An 18,953-nucleotide genomic window follows, 5' to 3' on the forward strand; every position below is an offset into this window, starting at 1 on the left:
CCGGCCCAAGACGACCGCCGGGTACCAGAAACCGCCACGCCGCCCCCACTACGACGTCGGCAAGATCCTCAAACGCCCCGCGACTATCACCGAACGTGACGGAACAGGTTAAGGAACAAGCTCACCTGTTCGCCCTGCTTTCGCATTCGGTCGGCGACGGATAGCGCCTCTTGATCGTCTCCAGCCCTTCGCCCACCATCGACGGTGTACCTAACCCCCCGGCCGATCGGGGGGCGCAGCGGATGGTCCGGGGCGCCCCCGTGCGGCGAGAGTTGCGCCATGAACACGCACAAGGCCCTGCTCGCCGTCCTGCTCGTCCCGCTCGGTGCCACCCTGGCCGTCGCCCCGGCCGCCTCCGCAGCCACCCCGCCCGCCCCGCCCGCCGCATCGACCGCCGCCCACGCGCCCGCCGGCCCGGAGGAGGCCGCGGCCGCCGCGTTCGGCTCTCCCGAGGCGGCCCTGGGCCGGGTGGCCCACCCGCTGCGCACCACCGAGCCCCGCGGCGGCCTGGCCGATCTGCGCCCGTTCGGCCGGATGGTCGGCGACGCCCGGGTGGTGGGCCTGGGGGAGGCCACCCACAGCTCGCACGAATTCTTCACCGTCAAGCACCGGATCCTGCGGTATCTGGTCGAGGAGAAGGGCTTTCGGGCCTTCGCCCTCGAAGCCCCGTGGAGCACCGGACTGCGGCTCGACGCCTACCTCACGCACGGCAAGGGCAACTTGAAGCAGATCATGGACGAGGAGTTCCAGGGCGACTACCGGTGGTGGAACAACGCCGAGTACCGGGATCTATTCCGGTGGATGCGCGCGTACAACGTCAAGCACCCGAAGGACCCGGTCCGCTTCGTCGGCGACGACGGCGGGTTCGCCGGTGCCGAGCTGTACGACAAGGTGAACGCCTACGCGGCCAAGGCCCGCCCCGAACTCGCCCCGCGCCTCGCCGAGCTGTACCGGGGCCTGCGGCCCGCCACCGATGCCGAGACGTACGTCAACGACTACCTGGCGAAGCCGCTGGCCGAACGCAAGAAGCTCGCCGAGCGGACCGGCCGGGCGGTGGACCTGCTCAAGCAGCGGCCCGGCACGGGCGCCGACGCCGACGCGCACGCCTGGGCCCTCCAGCACGCCACCGCGATCCACCAGATGACCACGCTGTATGCCTTCGACCTGGACGACCCGCAGGGCGCCACCGGCGCCATGCGCTACCGCGACCGGATCATGGCGGAGAACGTCGCCTGGTGGCAGCAGCAAACCGGCGACAAGATCCTGCTCGCCGCCCACAACGGCCACATCGCCCTCAAGACCTACGTCCCCCGCACCCATCCGAAGGCCCAGGGCGCATTCCTCCGCGAGAAGTTGGGCGGCGGCTACCTCAGTGTCGGCCTCACCTTCGACCACGGCTCGTTCAACGCCTCCGGCCAGGACGGCGGCGTCCACCGCTTCACCGTCGGCCCGGCCGCGCCCGGCACCACCGAGCACACCCTCGACCGGGTGCGGTACCGCGACTTCGTGGTGGACCTGCGCAACACCCCAGCGGCGGCCCGCACCTGGCTCACCGCGCCGCACACCGTCAAGAACATCGGCGCCACCTACCCCTGGAGCGGGAACGCCCCGCAGATCCGGCTCGCGGAGACGCACGACGTCGTCATCCACCTCCACCAGGTGCAGGCCGCCCGCCTGCTCAAGTAGCAACGGGCCCACGCGGCGCGGTGGCGGCGCGGCAGTCAGCCGGCCCGACGTCCCGCTCTCCTCGCACACCTGCCGACAGGCCGCCTACCGAGCACGAGACTCGGGAGATCGGCGGCAGCACCTGACCAGCACTCACTCAATGTTTCGTGTCAAAGGCGAGCTGATTGCCGGGAGCGCGCGCCCTGCTGGTCGAGGAGCACTGCGGCTGCCGGTTGCGGCGAAAGGGGAGGCGGCGGAACGGGTACGGGGAGGAATGCGGGAAGGTCGGTGGCAAGAAGAAGGGGGGGGCCGTTCGCGGGCGTCGCCGACAGGGGCGGGTTCACGGAGCGCACGCCGTGTGGCGCGGTGGGTCCGGCAGGTAGGTGGAACGTTCCTGCTCGGTGAGGTCCCGGCCGACGGTGCGGCAGATTCTGCTGATGGCCTCGTCGGGTGCCGGCAGGTCCAGGTGCCACAGATGCGCCTTGTTGTCGCCCTGGCCGATGGCGAGCGTATGGCCGTCGGGACTGACTGCCATCGAGGTGACCGGCCAGCCGCGGCCGGACAGGGTCATGCGGGGCCGGGCCGAGGCGATGTCCCACAGCCGGACGACGCGGTCGTCGCCGCCCGTTGCGAGGGTGCGGCCGTCGGGCGTGAAGACGACGGCCCGCACGGTGCCGGTGTGGCCGGTGAGGACGGTGCGGGCCGTGCCGGTCGCGGTGTCCCACAGCCGTACCGTGCCGTCGACACCGCCGGAGGCCACGGTACGGCCGTCCGGGCTGAAGGCCACCGACCACACCGTGTCCCGGTGCCCGGTCAGGGTCGTGCGCAGCCGTCCGGTGACGGTGTCCCACAGCCGTACCGTCTTGTCGAAGCCGCTGGAGGCCACCGTGCGGCCGTCCGGGCTGAAGGCCACCGACACCACGCTTTCGGCGGACCTGCCGAGGATTGCCCGTGGCTTACCACGGGCTGTGTCCCACAGTTGGGCCCTGCCGCTCCCGTCGCCCGTGGCCAGCGTACGGCCGTCCGGACCGAACGCCACGGCGAACACCTCGCTCCCGGCGTCGAAGGCCGTACGCCTGCGGCCGGTGGCGGTGTCCCACAGCCGGATCGTCCCATCCTCACTGCCGGTGGCCAGCGTACGGCCGTCCGGACTGAACGCCACGGTCAGCACCGCGCCGCTGTGGCCGCCCAGGACGGCCCGCGGCCTGCCCGTGCGCGTGTCCCACAGCCGCGCCGTGCCCTCGTCGCTGCCGGTGGCGAGGGTGCGTCCGGTACGGCTGAAGGCCACCGAGGTCACATCACCGGTGTGCCCGGTGAGCGTCGTGGCGGCCGGGTGCCGGCGGACGTCCCACAGCCACAGCGCACCGTCGGCATCGCCGGTGGCCAGAGTGCGTCCGCCGGGGCCGAAGGCGATCGCCGCCGTCCCGCCGGTCTGGCCGATCGGGGTCGCACCGGACTTGCCGGTCCGGGTTTCCCACAGCCGTACGGTGCCGTCGTCGCTGCTGGAGGCGAGAGCGCGGCTGTCGGGGCTGAAGGCCACCGAGGTCACGGCGTCGGTGTGGCCGCTGAGTACTGCGCGGGTCGTCCCGTCGGCCGGGGAGCGCAGCCGTACGGTGCCGTCGTCGCTGCCGGTGGCGAGGGTGCGGCCGTCGGGGCTGAACGCCAGCGTCGCCACCACGTCCGTGCGGTCGGTGAGCGTGGTGCGGGGGCGGCCGGTGTCCGCGTCGCGCAGTTTCACCGCGCCGTCGTCGCCGGCCGTGGCCAGGGTCCGCCCGTCCGGACTGAACGCCACCGCCTTCATGCGGTCGCTGTGATCGGTCAGCACAGTGCGCGTGGTGTGTCGCCGCATGTCCCACAACCGCACCGTGGTGTCCCAGCTGCCGGTGGCCAGGGTGCGCCCGTCGGGGCTGAAGGCCATCGACGTGGCGGCGGCGGCATGGCCGGAAAGAGTGGCCTGGACCGTGCCGGTGGCTGTGTCCCGAAGCTGCACCGTACCGTCGCTGACTCCGGCAGCCAGGGTCCGCCCGTCAGGGCTGAAAGCCACCGTCTGGACGCCGATCCTGGCGCCGCCGAACGTGGTGGCGAAGACGGTGGTGCGGGGCCGGCCGGTGTCCGCGTCCCACAGCCGTACGGTGCCGTCGTCGCTGCCGGAGGCCAGGGTCCGCCCGTCCGGACTGAACGCCACCGCCCGCACATCCTGGGTATGGCCCCTGAGACGGCGTTTCAGGGGCAGGGCGGCAGCGGCAAAGACGCTGGTGGTGGCCTCGGCGGTGGGACGGATGCGGTAGGCGTGGGCTGCCAGGAGGGACGCCAGGTCCGGGTGGCCGCCGAGCAGCGTGGAGGACTGGGCCGCCAGTTGCCGTGACAGCGCCGTGCGCCGCTGGTCCTCGCTGCTGCGATACTGGACGAAGGCGGCCGCTCCCGCGACCAGAGCGAGTACCAGAAGGACGGCCAGCGAGGCCGCCGCCCCGCGCAGACGGCGGGTGGTACGGGCCGCCGCGCGCCGCTCCTGTTCGTGTGCGGTGGTGCTGGCGGTGAGGAAGTCCCTTTCCAGCGGGGTGAGTTCGTCGTGGGCGGCGGCAGCGGCGAAGGCTTCGCGGGCGGTGGCCAGACGGGTGCCGCGGTACAGCGCCCCCGGATCGCGGTCGAGCGCCGCCCACGCGGCGGCGGCTTCGGTCAGGCGGCGGTGCGCGAGCAGCCGTTCCCGGTCCTCGTCGACCCACTTCCGCAGCCGGGGCCACGAGGTGATCAGCGCCTCGTGCGCCAGGTGGACGGCCTCCTCCTCCGTGGTCACCAGGCGGGCGCCGGCCAGCCGTTCCAGTACCGGGGCGGTGGTGGCGTCGCCGGCGTCCAGCTCGTCGTGCGGCGTGGGGCGGCGGGTGTCCGGGTGCCCCTCCCCCGGGGCGATCAGGCGCAGCAGGATACGGCGGGCCGTCCGGGCCTGGGCCGGCGTGAGGCGGGTGTAGAAGTGTTCCGCGGTCTGGGCGACGGCGCCGTGGATACCGCCGGCGGCTTCGTAGGCGTCGAGGGTGAGGGTACGGCCGCGGCGGCGGCGCCAGGTCTCCAGCAGGACGTGCGACAGCAGCGGCAAACCGCCCGGCTCCTGGCCGGCCTCCTCGATGAGGCGGGCGGTCAGCGCACGCTCCACGATCAGCCCCTCCGCGGCTGCGGGTCTGACGATCACCGCACGCAACTCGTCCGGCGTCATCGGGCCGACCGGAAGACTCGCCTCCTTGAGGACCGCCGCCAGTCCCTCGTACTCAAGACAGCGGGCATAGAAGTCCGCCCGTACCGCCACGCATATCCGCAGCCGGCTGCCGGGATCGCGGGCCGACGACAGCAGGCGGACGAACTCCGCTCGTTCCGCCGCATCCCGGCAGAGCGTGAAGGTCTCCTCGAACTGGTCCACCACCAGCCAGGTGTCTCCCGGCCCGTCGGCCGGGGTGAACAATCCGCGGTGGTCGTGCACCGGCCGGGGGCCGGGCGTGAGGATACGGATCGCCGCCGGGCGCAGCGCCGTGTCCGCGGTGGTCTGCAACCGCGGGATGAGGCCGGCGCGCAAGAGGGAGGACTTACCGCTGCCCGACGGGCCGAGCACCATGACGCACCGGTGGGTTTCGGCCAGGACGGTGAGGTCGTCCGTCAGGCGGGCGCGGCCGAAGAACCGGGCATGGTCGCCGGGTTCGAACCGGGCCAAACCACGGTAGGGCGGATCCGCTGCCTCCTCGTCCGGGTCACGGGGCCGGTTGGCCGCTTCATCGCGTACCTCCTGCCACCGCTGCTCCCATTCTTGCGGGTTTCCGCCGCAAGCCCGCACATAGGCCAGCGTCAGCGGCAGCGACGGCAGTGTCTCGCCCGCCGCCGCGCGGGACAGCGCAGCGGTCGAATATCCCGCCTTTCGGGCCATCGCCCGGTAGGTCGGGCTGCCGGCCTCTGCCCGTAGCTTGCGCAAGGCGAAGGCGAACCGCTGCACCGGCCCCGCACCCGGATCGATCGGCTTTTCACGTCGCCCCACCGCAGTCTGGCCTCCCCGTTCCTGTGGGACCGTCCACCTCAACACGGCCGCCACAACGCCACAAGGCCCCCACGAGCCAACCCCGGTCCCCCGAGCGGTCCGCCGTTGCGTTTTCTACCAGCACGAACAGGGGCTGCGAGACAACCAGCCGGCCGCTGGGATCACTAGGGCACGGCCTGGACCGGCACTGCCCACGAGAGCGGTCCGGGTCCGCGCAGAAGTGCCGAACACACCGCAACCACACCATGAACGAAGGGAATCATCATGCGTATGGGCCGTATAGCCGCGCTGGGCATCGGTATCGTCACGCTCACAGCCGGGGCGGTCGTTCCCGCGGTCGCCGACAGTTCCGAGGGCGCCGCGCAGACCCGCCAGGCGCCGTCCGCCTCCGGTGATCTGGCCAGGGGGGCTCTGTGGCTGTACCAGGACAGCCACTACAAGGGCGGCAAGAAGAAGATCACGCACAAGGACGCGAACTTCAAGAACAACTACTTCGGCAACGGCAAGAGCCTCAACGACCGTGTCAGCTCGGTGAAGAACCGCTCCTCCAAGGCGTGGAGGCTGTACAAGGACGCCGGGTACCACGGGCCGAGCACGAAGATCCTCCCGAACCACCAGCTCTTCACCCTGCGGGGGACCAATGTGGGCAACGACGCCGCGAGCAGCGTGAAGTAGGCGAGTAGGCAAGGAAGGGGTACGGGTGGTGCCGGCAGAGCCGTCGGCACCCCCCGTGCCGGTTTCCCACGGAAAGAGGCCGCCGTGACCGTCTCCGTCCACCCGAGGGCCGTCGCCCTGCTGCTCCTTCTCGCGGCCACCGGCTGCGCGGGAACACAGCCGCAGCCCTCCGCTCCCCGAACGGCGGCGGGCCCCGCCGCCAGCGCGGAAGCCAGGAAGCTGATCCTGCCCTTCGACTCCTACGCCCAGTCCGACGCCGACCTGCTCACCATCTCCTCCGCCGAGGATGTGCTCATGGGCCCCTGTATGCGCGCCCAGGGGCTGGCCTGGAAGACACTGCCCCGCACCTCCGGCGAGGACGCGGACCCGCCGAACCGCCGCCGCTACGGGGTCATCGAACCCGAGGTCGCCCGCCGCTACGGATACCACCCGCCGCCCGACCCTCCCGCGGTGGCGCGGCACAAGGCCGACGAGAAGAAGCGAGACGCGGCGCTCGGCCCCCGCGAACGGCGAGCCGCATACGGCACCGACGGGGTGGGCGGGTGCTGGAAGAAGGCGCACGCCCGCCTGGAACAGCGCATACCGGAATCCGCCGAATCCCTGTTCAACGACCTCAACCTGCGCCTGTTCGACAGATCACAGCGCGACGCCGGCGTCGTCCGGGCCGTGCGGGCGTGGAGCGCCTGCATGAGGCGCGCGGGATGGCACTACGCCACCCCCGCGCAAGCCTCCGACGCCCCCGGGTGGAACGACTCCCCACGTGTCACCGCCCGCGAGACCAAGGTGGCCGAGGCCGATGTGCGCTGCAAACAGCAGACCCACCTCGTCTCCACCTGGGCCGCTGCGGAAACCCGCATGCAACGCGCCGCACTCGTTCGGCACGCCGAAGCTCTGGAGGCGTTGGAGACGGGGTTCACACGCTGGCTGGTGAACGCCCGCGCGGTCCTCAGCACCACGTAGGAGGCGGTGGCCCGGCCGCCGGTACATGTACTGGCGGCCGGGCTGCTCAGCGCCCTAGCGCGTCGGACAGAGCCGCGCCGCAGCCGCTGCCCTCCTCCCGGCGGCAACCCGGTTTTCAGGAATGTCACCGACCCAGTCCCACCGGCCCGCATCTCCCGGCCCGGGCCCGTACAGCACCCGGCCGCCGGCGCCGAACCGCCCGACCTCCGTCATCAGTGGTGGACCAGCCCGTCTCCAGGCCCAGGGCCGGCACGGGCCGACGCTGATCGTGCTGGCACGCGGCACTGCGGCCGTGACCGCGGCCGCGGGACCGTGCCACCGCCGAAGTCCTCCGCGCCCGGCCGGCCCCGGCAGCAGGGCTGTGAGCTGATCACCCCACACCGACAAGACCTGCGCCGCGCCTCGGGCGTCACGCACGCCACGGCCCGGTATGTGCCCGTGCCAACATCGGTCCCCGGCAGCACGAAGCGACTCGGCGAGCTGCGGACGAGGCCCTCCAGCCCGAAGCCCCGCCCTGCCCTGCCCCGCCCGCCCCGCCCGCCCCGCCCCGCCCGCCCCGCCCCAAGTAGATTACCGTTCAACCTTTTCTCGCTACTGGACGCACACCGGGCCAGTATCCGCCATCGCGGCGGCGGACCTACGTGAACGGGACGGGCGAGTGCGACGTCGGACCAGGTCGCAGCCCTCACGCCCGCCAGGCCCAGCCCACACCGAGCGGCGGGCCCGTCCAGGCACGGATGCAGCACCACGCACCACCCGGCGCAAGCCAACCACCCGATGCCAACCCCCGCCGGCCGGCCGACGGGCCACCCGCTCCCCGGCGCACACACAACGGCTCGAATTGATTTAGCGTTCAACATAATTGAGCGGCATGCTGACCACTAGGCCGACCACCACCCAGGCCACCAGCCCAACACCCCAACCCATCAAGAGAGATGACTTGACATGAGCGAGACCCTGCCGCTCCGCCTCCACCACCACGCCTGGATCACTGACGACCAGGAAGCCAACCGGCGCTTCTACGAGGATGTGATCGGCCTGCCCCTGGTCGCCACGTGGACCGAGCGCGAGGTGCTGTTCGGGGCCGAGCGCGTCTACAGTCACACCCTCTACGGCCTGGCCGACGGCAGTGCGCTCGCCTTCTTCCAGTTCGCGAACCCCAAGGACCAGGAGAAGTTCAAGACTGACATCAATTCCACCCCCGTGCGCCACATTGCCTTCAAGGTCGAGGCGGAGGCCCAGGAAGCCATACGTGAGCGCATCACCGCGGCCGGCCATGCTGAGACGAACGCCCACGTGATCGACCACGGGTACTGCGTCTCGCTGTACATCACGGATCCCAACGGGCTGATACTGGAGTTTGCCGTCGACCACCCCGACGCGGAAAAGATCGACGCCGAGCGGCGAGCCACAGCACACGACGACCTCTCCCGCTGGCTCGCCGGCGACCACACCAGCAACAACCGCTGGCGCTGACCACTCGTCCTTGTTCTCCGGCCCGTGAGGAGCAGCGGCCATGCCCGTCGACAGCGATACCGTCCTGGTCACCGGAGCCACCGGCCGGCAAGGCGGGGCCACAGCTCGCGCACTCCTGGCCGCCGGGATACCCGTACGCGCACTCGTACGCGATCCGTGGTCGAAGCCCGCGCGGGCGATCGAGGCGCTGGGCGCCGAGCTGGTGCGAGCGGACCTTTGCGACCGGGCCACCCTCGGCCCGGCGGTCGAGGGGGTCCGCGCCGTGTTCTCCGTACAGATGCCGCCGATGACCGAGACCAGTGTGGACTTCGCGGGCGAGCTCACCCAGGCCACCAACCTGGTGGATGCGGCGAAGGCCGAGGGAGTGCGGCAGTTCGTGCAGTCCTCGACCAGTGGAGTCGGCGAGCACACCCAGGCCCCCGGCTGGGCCGAAGGCCGCTGGGCGGCGATGGCCGGTTACTTCCACACCAAGCAGGCGATCATGGAGGCGGTACGCGATGCGGGCTTTGCCCGCTGGACGGTGATCAAGCCCGCCTTCTTCATGGAGAACCTGCCCCTGCTGGCGCCCAGGGGGCCCCGCGGCGGCCTGCTGACGGTACTGAAACCGGATACCGAACTGGCCCTGGTGGCCGTGCGGGACATCGGCACGGCCGCGGCGCACGCCCTCCGGGATCCCGACCGGTTCCACCAGGTGGAACTGGAACTGGCCGGTGACCTGCGCACGATGGAACAGATCGCACAGACCTTGTCCGCCGTCTGGGGCGTGCCGGTGACCGCGCCTTCCATGAGCCTGGAAGAGGCCCTCGACGCGGGCATGCCGAAGTGGGGAGCCGGACACGAGTGGAACAACGTGGTCCTCCAGCCCGCCCGGCCCGAATTCGCCCAGGAGCTGGGCATCCCGCTCACCACCTTCGCCGAGTGGGCGGATGAGCAGCTGACCCCCGTGTCCGGCCATGGGTATCCGGCGCTGTGACCTTCGTCCACGCCCGCCGGGGCGCACGGGAATGAGAAGTGGATTGCCTGACCCGGCATTCCCACCGTGGTGAATCCCGGATTCGCCGGGCACCCATTGGCCGGCCTGCCCTTCTTCAACACACAGACGGTGACGACCGACGGCGGAGACGGGGCAGGCCGGCTCGGCGACGAGCATCGGCAGCCGGTGCCCGTCGGCCGGGGCGGGCACGGCCCCTGATGACACGGGGCAGGAGATCGGCGGAGAGCCGGGCAGCCCGCCGACGGTACCCGGCAGCTCGCTACGGGCCCCGCCGCGCAGCGGGCGCAGCAGACCGGCGAGCTGGTGGCGCAGCGCGGCCGGCGGCGGCAGGCTCAGCCCGACAACTCACAGGGCACCGCGGGTGCGGGGCAGACCAAGGACGAGGGCCCGGGCGGCCGGGCTGGTGTTGGTGACGTCGGCGAAAATGGCTTCGGTCGTCTCGTACACACACCTCCCACCAGCTGCCCGCCGACCCGGACGGTACTTTCCGAGTCTGCCTTCACGGCTGCGGCCGCCTGGGGCATTGGTGGCGTCCACGGACGACCGGGCGGTGGCCGGGGAATGGCTCGTCCCGGAACCCGGAATGGGGCCGCCGGGCCCGCTGCTGAAGCGCCGCGAAGTCCAGGCGGCCTCCGTGGAAGACGACGAGCTCGCCATCAAGGACCAGGCCCTCTTCCACGCCTGCGGCGGCCTCGGCGAATTCCGGGAACGCCGGCAGCACAAGCGCGCCCCGCCTGGACTGGAGCTGTACCATCCCGCGCGGACGAACGCGATGCACCGGTATCCGTCGTTCTCCAGACTGCGGCTTGGCTCATGGGACACGAGGACCCGGCACCGGATGCGAATGATCGCCCGTGCAAGGGTGGAGGTTGGCTGTCCATGCGGTGGGGGGCGAGGCCGGTCTGCCGTCGGAAGAAGGTGGTGAAATTACCGGTGTCACGAAATCCGAGGCGGTGCGCGCAACTGCCGACCGGCAGGTCGGTGTGGGCAAGCAGGCGTTTCGCTTCGAGCAGGATGCGCTGGTCGAGGAAGGACTTGGCGCCGGTCCCGGTGACGGCGCGGGTGGCGCGGGTGAGCGTGCGCGTGTCGGGCTCCGCGTCCGTGGTCAGCCCTGGTCGGCTGTGATCATTTCTGCGGCCCGTTCGCCGACCACCATGGAGGGGGCCATCGTGTTGGCGACCGTCACATGGGGCAGCACCGAGGCGTCGGCGACACGGAGGCCGTCGATGCCGTGCACCTGGAGCCGGGCATTCACGACGGCGTCCGCGTCCCGGCCCATCCGGGCCGTGCCGCTCTGGTGCCAGTACGTCTCGACGGCGTTGCGCAGGAACAGGTCGAGGGTGTCCGCATCGCAGGACGCAGGGGAGACCTCCCGTTTGGCGAACGGGCGGAGCGCGGCGGAGTTGCCGACCTCGCGGGCCATGGCGACCGCGGACAGGGCCGAGCGGACGTCGTCGGGGTCGGCGAAGAAGTTCGTCTCGATGTGCGGCTTGGCCAGCGGGTCCGGGCTCACCAGGCGGACCCGGCCGCGGCTGCCGTGGCGCAGGCGCATGGCGGGCATCAGGGTGAAACACCGTTCTGGCGGCGGGTACTGGGCGGCGCTCTCGGCGGAGACGGACGGGGCGGGCGAGAGGTACATGACGAATTCCGGTGCGCCCGGCCGTGTGTCGTCGCCCCAGAAGCAGACGGCCTGGCTGCGTGTGGGCACCGGCATCGGTACGTCGGCGGCCTCCCACATGCAGGGCAGGCGTATGTGGTCGTCGAGGTTGCGGCCGACGCCGGGCAGGTGCTGGGCCACCGGGACGCCGGCGGAACGCAGTTCGGCCTCGTCCCCGATCCCGGAGCGCATCAGGACGGCCGGGGTGCCGATCGCGCCCAGCGACAGCACCACCTCCTGCGACGCGTGAGCGTGCACCGGCTTGCCGTCGTGGACGATCTCGACGCCGGTGGCCCGGCCCCCGGAGAGCAGGACACGGGAGACCGTCGCGTGTGGCAGGACCGTGAGGTTGGGCTGCTCCAAGCGGGGGGCGACGTAGCGGCTGAAGGGGGTCTGCCGTACTCCCGCGTGGTAGTTCTCCTCCCGTACGGCGCAGCCCGCCCCCTTCTCCATCAGGGCGCCGTTGGAGCTGTCGAAGCGGGGGACGCCGGTGGCTTCGGCGCCGTCGAGGAAGGCGGTGAACAGCGGGTGTACGTCCTGTGCCGGCTGGATCCGCATCGGCCCACCACTGCCCCGGCGTTCAGGGTCGGGCGCGCCCTGCCAGTCCTCGATCTTCCGGTAGAGCTCCAGTGCGTGCGCGTAGCCCCACGCGGGCTCGCCCGTCAGCTCGGCGTAGGAATCCCAGTCGCTTCGGTGCCCGCGCGCCCATACGCCGGCGTTGATGGAGCCGCCCCCGCCCAGACCGCGGCCCGTCGCGTAGGCGAGCCGGCGCCCGTTCAGGTGCGGGTTCGCCTGCGTGACGTGGTCCCAGGTCCGCTCGGTGCCGAGGTTGGCGGGCCACAGGTCGGGGTTGCGTACGCGCTCGTCATCGTCGTCGCCGCCGCTCTCGACGAGCAGCACCGTGACCGCCGGGTCGGCCGCGAGCCGGCCGGCCAGGACGGAACCGGCCGAACCGGCGCCGCACACGATGTAGTCGAAGGCGGCGCCGTCGTCGATCCGGTCGGCAAGTCCGGTCCGGTGCGGCAGTGTGGCAGCCGTGGCGTCGCCCTGTCCGGGCGCACTGCTCATGCTCATGCTCGTCATCTCCTTGAAGGCGGGTACTGATTGATTGAATGAATGACGGGTCTCCGCTGTGGCCGTTTTGCGGCTGATGTGGTGAAGGGGGCGGGGCCAGCCGGTGGTTACCTGGGACGGGCCGAGGGGAGCCTGGTGCTGGCTGTTCGATGTCTTGCCGGGCAGGACGGGGAACGGTCGGGCAGCTCGGCGATGGCGTTGATGCACGGGCAGCCCCGGTGCGAGAGCGCCGGCAGCCCCTCGGCGTTGAAGCGGGGCGGGGCAAGGATCTGGCCCCTGGGCCGGGCCGGGGTGTTCGGCCTTAGCCCTGCCGAAGGCCGCCTGGTAGTCCGCGGCGTCGAGCCGCAGCCACTCCGCGACCAGCGCGTCCTTGGTCCGAAGTGCCGGTAGATGACCATGGGGGTCCCGGCCGGCCCGGCGACCGTCTGACGCCCGCCCGCCGGATCCCCTCGCTCGGGAAGAACTCTTGCGCGGCGTCGAGGATGCGCTCGCAAGGTGGCAGTTCGGTGCGGTGCGCCGGCCCCACCGGCCATGCCCAGGAGGGTCGGCCGTAGTCAGGAAGGGGCAGGGTGCTGTACGCCGCGTCCGGCCCCTGGGGTGTTCCGCCCGCTCGGCGGTTTCGTTCGGTTACGCGCGTGCTTCGACGCGTGCCAGGTAGTCCCGAACGAGGCCTACGTACGCCTCGCGGAGCGGCCCCTGCTCCAGAAACCCCATATGGGCTGCGCCGGGCTGTGTTACATGCTCGGAATCCGGAATTCTTGCGGCGATGTCGGCGAGATGGGCGGGTACGCATTCATCGAATTCGCCACCGAGAACGAGTGTAGGGACCTGAATCCGTTCCAGTGTGCCGAAGATGTCCCAGTTCTTGAGAATGCCGGTCACGTGGTAGTCCGCGTGGCCGATCATGGTCCGGAACGTCGTCCAGCTCATGAGTTCCGGGTCCAGGCTCATAGCAGAGGTGCGCAGCACGCACGCGCGCAAGTACTCCCCTTGGGCCTTCCGGTAATCAGGGTCGTCTGTTTCGCCTCTCAGCTCCCGGCCGTAGGTGCGGTCAAGTACGTTGCCCGGCAGTTTCGCCATCAGGTCCCGGACTTCCCGCTCGAACCGGGGCACGCTCGCCAGGCCATTGGCGCAGACCAGGCTGGTCCATTCCGGCGCCCGCTCCGCGGCGTACTGCAGGCCGAGCATCGCTCCCCAGGAGTGGCCGTAGATGTGGGGGCGTTCCAGACCGAGCCCCTCGCAGACCGCGCCCAGTTCGTCGAGAAAGCGGTCCACCGTCAGCAGCGAGATGTCGTCGATGGGATCCGAACGCCCCACGCCGAGCTGGTCGTACCAGATGACCTCGCGTTCCTGGGCGAGTGGGGTGAAGGCGTCGGACAGCGGGTCACTCGGGTAACCCGGCCCGCCGTGGACGAGCAGCAACGGCACACCACCGCTGCCCGTTCTGCGGTACCACACCTTGCCCCCCGGCACCGAGATCCTGCCTTCCGTCATACCGGGCCCACCCCACAGGAATACTCCTCCATCCGGTCGATGAGGTATCCACCGAACCGGAAGTGCTTAGCGGCGCGGACCTCACTGCGCGCCCCATCGGGCCTGCCCGGACGGAGAACGTTTCGCTGAAGCACCTCGTGCGCGCTGCGGAATTGGCGTGCTCCATCGAACCGCAGCGAGGCGGCCGTGCCGGCAAGAGGCCTGAGCCGTTCCAGCTTTTCGCCGACCGCCTGGCCACCCTTCCCGTCGTTGTGCCATACGGTGGCCGTTTCCGGGCACATGGCCCGCACTTCACCGAAGTCATACGCTTCCAGGTGCCGCAGACACCGGGTCGCCATCTCGCCGACGTTTTTCCTCATGCCACATTCCTCCAAGGTGCTGGCGTGATGGCCCCGAATATAGGAGGGAACGCCTGCGAGAATAAGTCTTGACTTGGTTGTACGCTTCAGGCAGTCGGCCATTGAGCGCGAAAAACCCGCAGGTCAGAGGGGTGACGGCACGTCCGAGAGGACCTTTCTCAGGGAAAATCGGTGGTTCGCCGGCGGTGCAGCGGGACTTCTTTCCTGCGGGCCCCGCCAAGGCAAGGACCAGGGGCTGCAGTTCATGCGGTCATAGGGCTTCGCCCTCCCGCTGCACCGGGTACGAGGGATCGAGGCCATGGCGACGGGCGAAGGCCGGCCACCGCAGGCCGCCGCGCCGCACCCGGTCTCCGGCCGTCCGCACCCGGTCTCCGGACGTCCGCACGCGCGCACCGGCCTCCCGCTCTTCCCAGTGCTGCGCCGCGACCAGGTATCCATGGGCATGCCTCGCGGGTCCGGGCCGGTCACGCGTGCAGGGCTTCGCGCAAGGCGCGTACCTGGTCGGCGAGGTTGCGTTCGCTGATGCGGGCCCGGGGGAAGAGGAGGTCGAAGCCGTGGACGGCGCCGGGCACCTGCACAAGTTCGGTGGTGACGCCGGCGGCGGACAGGCGGGCGGCGTAGGCGCGGCCCTCATCGCGCAGCGGGTCGACCTCCGCCACGGCGATGTAGGCGGGCGGCAGCCCGCCAAGATCAGCGGCGCGCAGCGGAGAGGCGTACGGATCAGCGTGGCTGTCTTTCGCGTAGTACTGCCAGGCCCATTCCATCGCGCCGCGGTTGAGGACCGGGGTGTCGGTGAACTCCCGCACCGAGGCGCTCGTCAGGCTGCCGTCCACGCCCGGGTAGGTCAGCGACTGGAAGAGTACGTGCGGGCCTGCCTGGTCGCGGGCGCGCAGCACGGTGGCGGCGGCGATGTTCCCGCCGGCGCTGCCGCCGGCCACCGCGATGCGTGCGCGGTCGCCGCCGAGTTCGGCCGGGTGAGCGGCGATCCAGGCCAGAGCGGCGTAGGCGTCGTCGGCCGCGGCCGGATAGGGGTGTTCGGGGGCGAGACGGTAGTCGACGGAGACGACGACGGCCCGGGCATCGCGGGCATAGCGCAGGGCACGCCCCTCCTCGGCCTCGGGGGATCCGTAGGTGAAGGCGCCGCCGTGCACGTAGAGGATCATCGGCAGGGCGTCGGGGGTGCCGGGGGTGCCGGGCCGGTAGACGCGCAGCCGCAGCTGCCCTGCGGGGCCGGGGATGTACAGGTCGCGCACCTTGACCCGGTCGTCGACGGGGGTGTCGGGACGGGCGCGCAGCAGGGCGTAGCGCTGGGGGTCGGCGAGGACCTCGTCCAGGCCGTAGACGGGGAAGACGCCGGTGTCGGCGGTGTCGAGCAGGGTCTGGATCTCTGGGTCGACGGCGGGGACGGTCATGGCTGGCGGCCACCTTCCTGGTGTGGTCCGGGTGTTGCCCGGTGCCGGTGTTTCGCGACTGACCTCAGTCTCTGCCGAGCGTGAGCAGCACAGAAGTGGCCCGGGGGCCACCATCTGCAACTATCGGGCCATGACAGTTGCGACTCCTCACCAGGTGGCCGTTCTCGCTCTCGCACCGGTGGTGGCCTTCGACCTCAGCATCCCAGCCCAGATGCTGGCCGGGGTCGAAACCCGCGCCGGGACCGCGGCCTACGAGGTGCGCACCCTCACCCCCGACGGCTTGCCGGTGCCGACGGTGAACGGGTACAGCGTCCTGCCCCAGGGCGACCTGTCCCTGCTGGAGCACGCCGACACCGTGATCATCGCGGGAACCCGCTGCCCGCAGGTGGTCGAGGACGGCGCGGTGGACCCCTGCGTCGCCAAGGCCTTGCGCGCGGCCCGGGAGCGCGCCCGCCTGGTGTCCTTGTGCACCGGCTCGTTCGTCCTCGCGGCCGCCGGCCTGCTGCAGGGACACCGGGCCGCGACCCACTGGCGCTACGCGCAGCAGTTCCGGCGGCTCTTCCCCACGGTCGACCTCGACACCCACCCGCTCTACGTCGCCGACCGCGGGATCCTGACCTCGGCCGGCGGCGCGGCGGCCATCGACCTGTGCCTGCACCTGGTCAGAGAGGACCACGGCAGCTCCGTGGCGAACCGGGTGGCCCGCTACAACGTGGTCGCGCCCCTGCGGGACGGCGGGCAGGCGCAGTACGTCGAGCACCCGGTCCGGGAGGACGCAGGAACCTCGACGGCCGGGGCACGGACGCTGATGACAGAACACCTGGACCGGCGGCTGTCCCTCAAGGACCTCGCGGCGCACTGCCACATGAGCGTACGGACGTTCACCCGGCGGTTCCGGCAGGAGACCGGACTCTCCCCCGCCGCATGGCTCACCTCAGCGCGTCTGCAGCACGCACGCCACCTGCTGGAATCGACGGAACTGCCCGTGGACGACATCGCGGCCAGGACCGGCCTGGGCAGCGGGACGAACCTGCGCCAGCACATGCGGGACACCCTGGACACCACCCCCTCCGCCTACCGCAGGGCATTCCGCTCCTCCCCCGCCGCGCACGCGCCGTAGACCCAAGCCTCGACGGCCGGAGGCCCACCACCGCGTACGGCGCGGGTCGGCGCGCGGGTCGGCAAGAGACGGCAGAGGTGGCTGACGGCAGAGGTGGCTGACGGCAGAGGTGGCTGACGGCAGAGGTAGCTGACGGCAGAGGTGGCTCACCGCAGAGGTAGCGGGGCTGTGCGAGCCGGGTTGCGTACCAGGTGGAGTGCGGGGTGCGGGGCCGTCCCTGGGAGTTCGGGCGGCGGCCCCTCACCGTTCGTGCAGCAGCCGCTGACGGCCCCGGCCGCCGGTGGCCCGTGCCCGTCGACGACCGCTCAAAAGCGCCGGAGATGCACCATCCAAGGCAGCAACCACCGAACCAGCCCGAAGTCCGCACCCGCGACCGCCCGCAGAGCGTTTGCAGCGTCAGCTTCTCCGACTCGACCAGCTCACGGAAGAGGGCATGGCGGAGACGGCGGCCTGGCCGTGTGCTGAGAACCAACTCACCGTTCGATTCTTGTTGCACTGGCCGTACTTCATGCGCCTACGGGAGTTGGTCAAGCGGTGAAGGCGGCGAGGAGCTTGCCGGTGAGGCGGTCGAGGTAGTTGGCGCCGGTCCGGGTGCGGATCGCCATGAGGCGCCAGTAGAGCGGGCCGACGAGAAGATCAAGGGCGAGTTCGCAGTCCATGCCCGGGGGTCGCGGTCCACGTCCGGGGGGGAGTTCCCCACGCTCGATCGGCCCTCCAACGGGGACGCCGACGGGATCACCTCTCGCCGAGGACCGCGCGGCCGGACTGGGTGAGGAACTCGGTGAACCGGCGTGCAGGGGGCGGGAGCCGCCGTGTGGCGGGCCAGACCACGCCCAGCAGGCGGTGTGCTGGGGGGTGCCCGATGGGCAGGTAGGTGACGCCTTCGTCAGGTGCCGGGCTGCCCGGGAGTACGGCGACTCCGAGACCGGTGCTGACGAGGCCGCGGAGGGTGGCCACGTCCTCACCCTCGAAGGCGAGATCCGCCTCGAATCCCGCAGCCGCGCACATCTCGTCGAACACCTGCCGCAGCCCGTGTCCCAGGGTCAGGGCGATGAACCGCTCGCCCGCGGCCTGGCGGAGTTCGGCCGTCTCCTGCTGAGCCAGCCTGTGCCAGGCGGGGACCGCGAGAAACAGTTGCTCATCGCGCAGGACGACCGAGTGCAGGGTCTTGTCCTCGGGGACGGGCGCGGTGATGACGACGTCGATCTCGCCGGCGCGCATCCGGTCGAGAAGGGCCAGCGCCGGGCCTTGGGCAAGAGCGAAGCGCACGTCCGGGTGGGCGGCGAGGAAGGCGTCGAGCAGCCGGGGGACGTCGCGCACACCGAGGGTGTGGAGAAAGCCGAGGCAGACCTGCCCCCGCTCCGGGTCGATGACATCTGCCAGTTCCTGGCGCGCCGCGCGCAGTGTGGCGAGCGCCTCCCGTGCGGCCGGCAGGAAGGCCCGCCCGGCCGCGGTCGGCACGACCCCGCGGCCGACCCGATGACTTCACCGTCGGCGACGTCTACCGCCACCCGCTGGGCCGGACCATCACCCAGACCGACAACTGCTGGCTGACGCTGCTCACACAGAACACCGCGCCTTTGCACTTCGACGCGCACTACGCGGCGCAGACGGCCTGGCAACGGCCGCTGGTCGACTCGACGTTCACCCTCGCGCTCGTCACCGGGCAGTCGGTGGCGGACGTGAGCCGGCACGTGTTCGCGAATCTCGGGTGGGACGAGGTGCGGCTGCCCGCCCCCGTCTTCGAGGGCGACACGATCTACTCGCAGTCCACGGTGGTCATGGCACGGGAGAGCAAGTCCCGTCCCGAAGCCGGCATCGTCCGGGTGAAGACCGTGGGTTACAACCAGGACGGCACCGTCGTCATCAGCTTCCTGCGCACGCTGATGGTCTTCCGGCGCGGACACGGTCCCGTCGGCGTACCTGCGCCGAAGGAAGCCGGGGCGGACGCATGAACGTGGATGCCCGCGACCGGCTGTTCACATCCGGCGACCGGCCGGAGTGGTTTTCCCAGGCCCTCGCCTCCAGGGCTGAACGCGGTGATCCTCGATT

At 71.2% G+C, this 18,953-nt stretch carries 15 protein-coding genes and 1 pseudogene; 7 read left to right on the forward strand and 9 right to left on the reverse strand.

All coding sequences use genetic code 11. The features are described from left to right. Positions 1–279: 279 nt before the first annotated feature. The gene (locus CP973_RS21000) at positions 280–1,686 is read left to right on the forward strand and encodes an erythromycin esterase family protein (protein ID WP_208853268.1); all 1,407 of its coding nucleotides are present in this window, start codon (positions 280–282) and stop codon (positions 1,684–1,686) included. A gap of 319 nt (positions 1,687–2,005) precedes the next feature. Here the strand turns inward: CP973_RS21000 and CP973_RS21005 are convergent, their stop codons facing one another. After that, a complete protein-coding gene (locus CP973_RS21005) occupies positions 2,006–5,680 on the reverse strand; it encodes an nSTAND1 domain-containing NTPase (RefSeq protein WP_341874838.1) in 3,675 nt (1,224 codons plus the stop codon). Between the two features lie 264 nt (positions 5,681–5,944). On the opposite strand from CP973_RS21005, the gene CP973_RS21010 reads away from it, so the two are divergent. The 4 genes from CP973_RS21010 to CP973_RS21030 all read left to right on the forward strand — a co-directional run bounded on the left by CP973_RS21010 (position 5,945) and on the right by CP973_RS21030 (position 9,764). Beyond that, positions 5,945–6,355 (forward strand): peptidase inhibitor family I36 protein, encoded by a 411-nt coding sequence (locus CP973_RS21010; RefSeq protein ID WP_150243861.1) that lies wholly within the window; start codon positions 5,945–5,947, stop codon positions 6,353–6,355. Positions 6,356–6,439: 84 nt separating this feature from the next. After that, positions 6,440–7,315: a hypothetical protein gene (locus tag CP973_RS21015; protein ID WP_150243863.1), complete on the forward strand. Its 876-nt coding sequence runs from the start codon at positions 6,440–6,442 to the stop codon at positions 7,313–7,315. Between the two features lie 945 nt (positions 7,316–8,260). After that, positions 8,261–8,791, forward strand: coding sequence for a VOC family protein (locus CP973_RS21025; RefSeq protein WP_150243867.1), 531 nt, complete (start codon positions 8,261–8,263; stop codon positions 8,789–8,791). A 40-nt stretch (positions 8,792–8,831) separates the two neighbouring features. Beyond that, positions 8,832–9,764: an NmrA/HSCARG family protein gene (locus CP973_RS21030; RefSeq protein ID WP_150243869.1), complete on the forward strand. Its 933-nt coding sequence runs from the start codon at positions 8,832–8,834 to the stop codon at positions 9,762–9,764. A 677-nt stretch (positions 9,765–10,441) separates the two neighbouring features. Here CP973_RS21030 and CP973_RS41805 read toward each other — a convergent pair. The 6 genes and pseudogenes from CP973_RS41805 to CP973_RS21060 form a co-directional block, all read right to left on the reverse strand. Then, entirely contained in the window at positions 10,442–10,894 is a 453-nt protein-coding gene (locus tag CP973_RS41805) for a helix-turn-helix domain-containing protein (protein ID WP_425282067.1), read from the reverse strand. Beyond that, positions 10,891–12,516 (reverse strand): GMC family oxidoreductase, encoded by a 1,626-nt coding sequence (locus tag CP973_RS21040; protein WP_208853269.1) that lies wholly within the window; start codon positions 12,514–12,516, stop codon positions 10,891–10,893. Before CP973_RS21040 ends, CP973_RS41805 begins: the two co-directional genes overlap by 4 nt. A gap of 73 nt (positions 12,517–12,589) precedes the next feature. Next, positions 12,590–13,042 (reverse strand): annotated as a pseudogene (locus tag CP973_RS40975) (TetR/AcrR family transcriptional regulator); the annotation flags it as partial. A gap of 101 nt (positions 13,043–13,143) precedes the next feature. Next, positions 13,144–14,010 carry a proline iminopeptidase-family hydrolase gene (locus CP973_RS21050; RefSeq protein WP_150243871.1) on the reverse strand — a complete coding sequence of 289 codons (867 nt, stop codon included), beginning with the start codon at positions 14,008–14,010 and terminating at the stop codon, positions 13,144–13,146. Next, positions 14,007–14,369, reverse strand: a complete 363-nt coding sequence (locus CP973_RS40445) for a nuclear transport factor 2 family protein (protein ID WP_150243873.1) — start codon at positions 14,367–14,369, stop codon at positions 14,007–14,009. Before CP973_RS40445 ends, CP973_RS21050 begins: the two co-directional genes overlap by 4 nt. Positions 14,370–14,833: 464 nt before the next feature. Beyond that, positions 14,834–15,781 carry an alpha/beta hydrolase gene (locus CP973_RS21060; protein WP_150243875.1) on the reverse strand — a complete coding sequence of 316 codons (948 nt, stop codon included), beginning with the start codon at positions 15,779–15,781 and terminating at the stop codon, positions 14,834–14,836. A 130-nt stretch (positions 15,782–15,911) separates the two neighbouring features. Between CP973_RS21060 and CP973_RS21065 the strand changes: the two genes are divergently transcribed. After that, positions 15,912–16,901 carry a GlxA family transcriptional regulator gene (locus CP973_RS21065; RefSeq protein ID WP_150243877.1) on the forward strand — a complete coding sequence of 330 codons (990 nt, stop codon included), beginning with the start codon at positions 15,912–15,914 and terminating at the stop codon, positions 16,899–16,901. A gap of 527 nt (positions 16,902–17,428) precedes the next feature. Here CP973_RS21065 and CP973_RS41430 read toward each other — a convergent pair. Beyond that, the gene (locus CP973_RS41430) at positions 17,429–17,560 is read right to left on the reverse strand and encodes a hypothetical protein (protein WP_280119020.1); all 132 of its coding nucleotides are present in this window, start codon (positions 17,558–17,560) and stop codon (positions 17,429–17,431) included. A 76-nt stretch (positions 17,561–17,636) separates the two neighbouring features. Continuing rightward, entirely contained in the window at positions 17,637–18,362 is a 726-nt protein-coding gene (locus CP973_RS21070; protein WP_150243879.1) for a LysR substrate-binding domain-containing protein, read from the reverse strand. Between CP973_RS21070 and CP973_RS21075 the strand changes: the two genes are divergently transcribed. Next, positions 18,323–18,856: a MaoC family dehydratase gene (locus tag CP973_RS21075; protein ID WP_150243881.1), complete on the forward strand. Its 534-nt coding sequence runs from the start codon at positions 18,323–18,325 to the stop codon at positions 18,854–18,856. The genes CP973_RS21070 and CP973_RS21075 overlap by 40 nt on opposite strands. Positions 18,857–18,953: the final 97 nt, after the last annotated feature.

It is taken from the genome of Streptomyces albofaciens JCM 4342 (assembly GCF_008634025.1).
Classification (GTDB): Bacteria; Actinomycetota; Actinomycetes; order Streptomycetales; family Streptomycetaceae; genus Streptomyces; species Streptomyces albofaciens.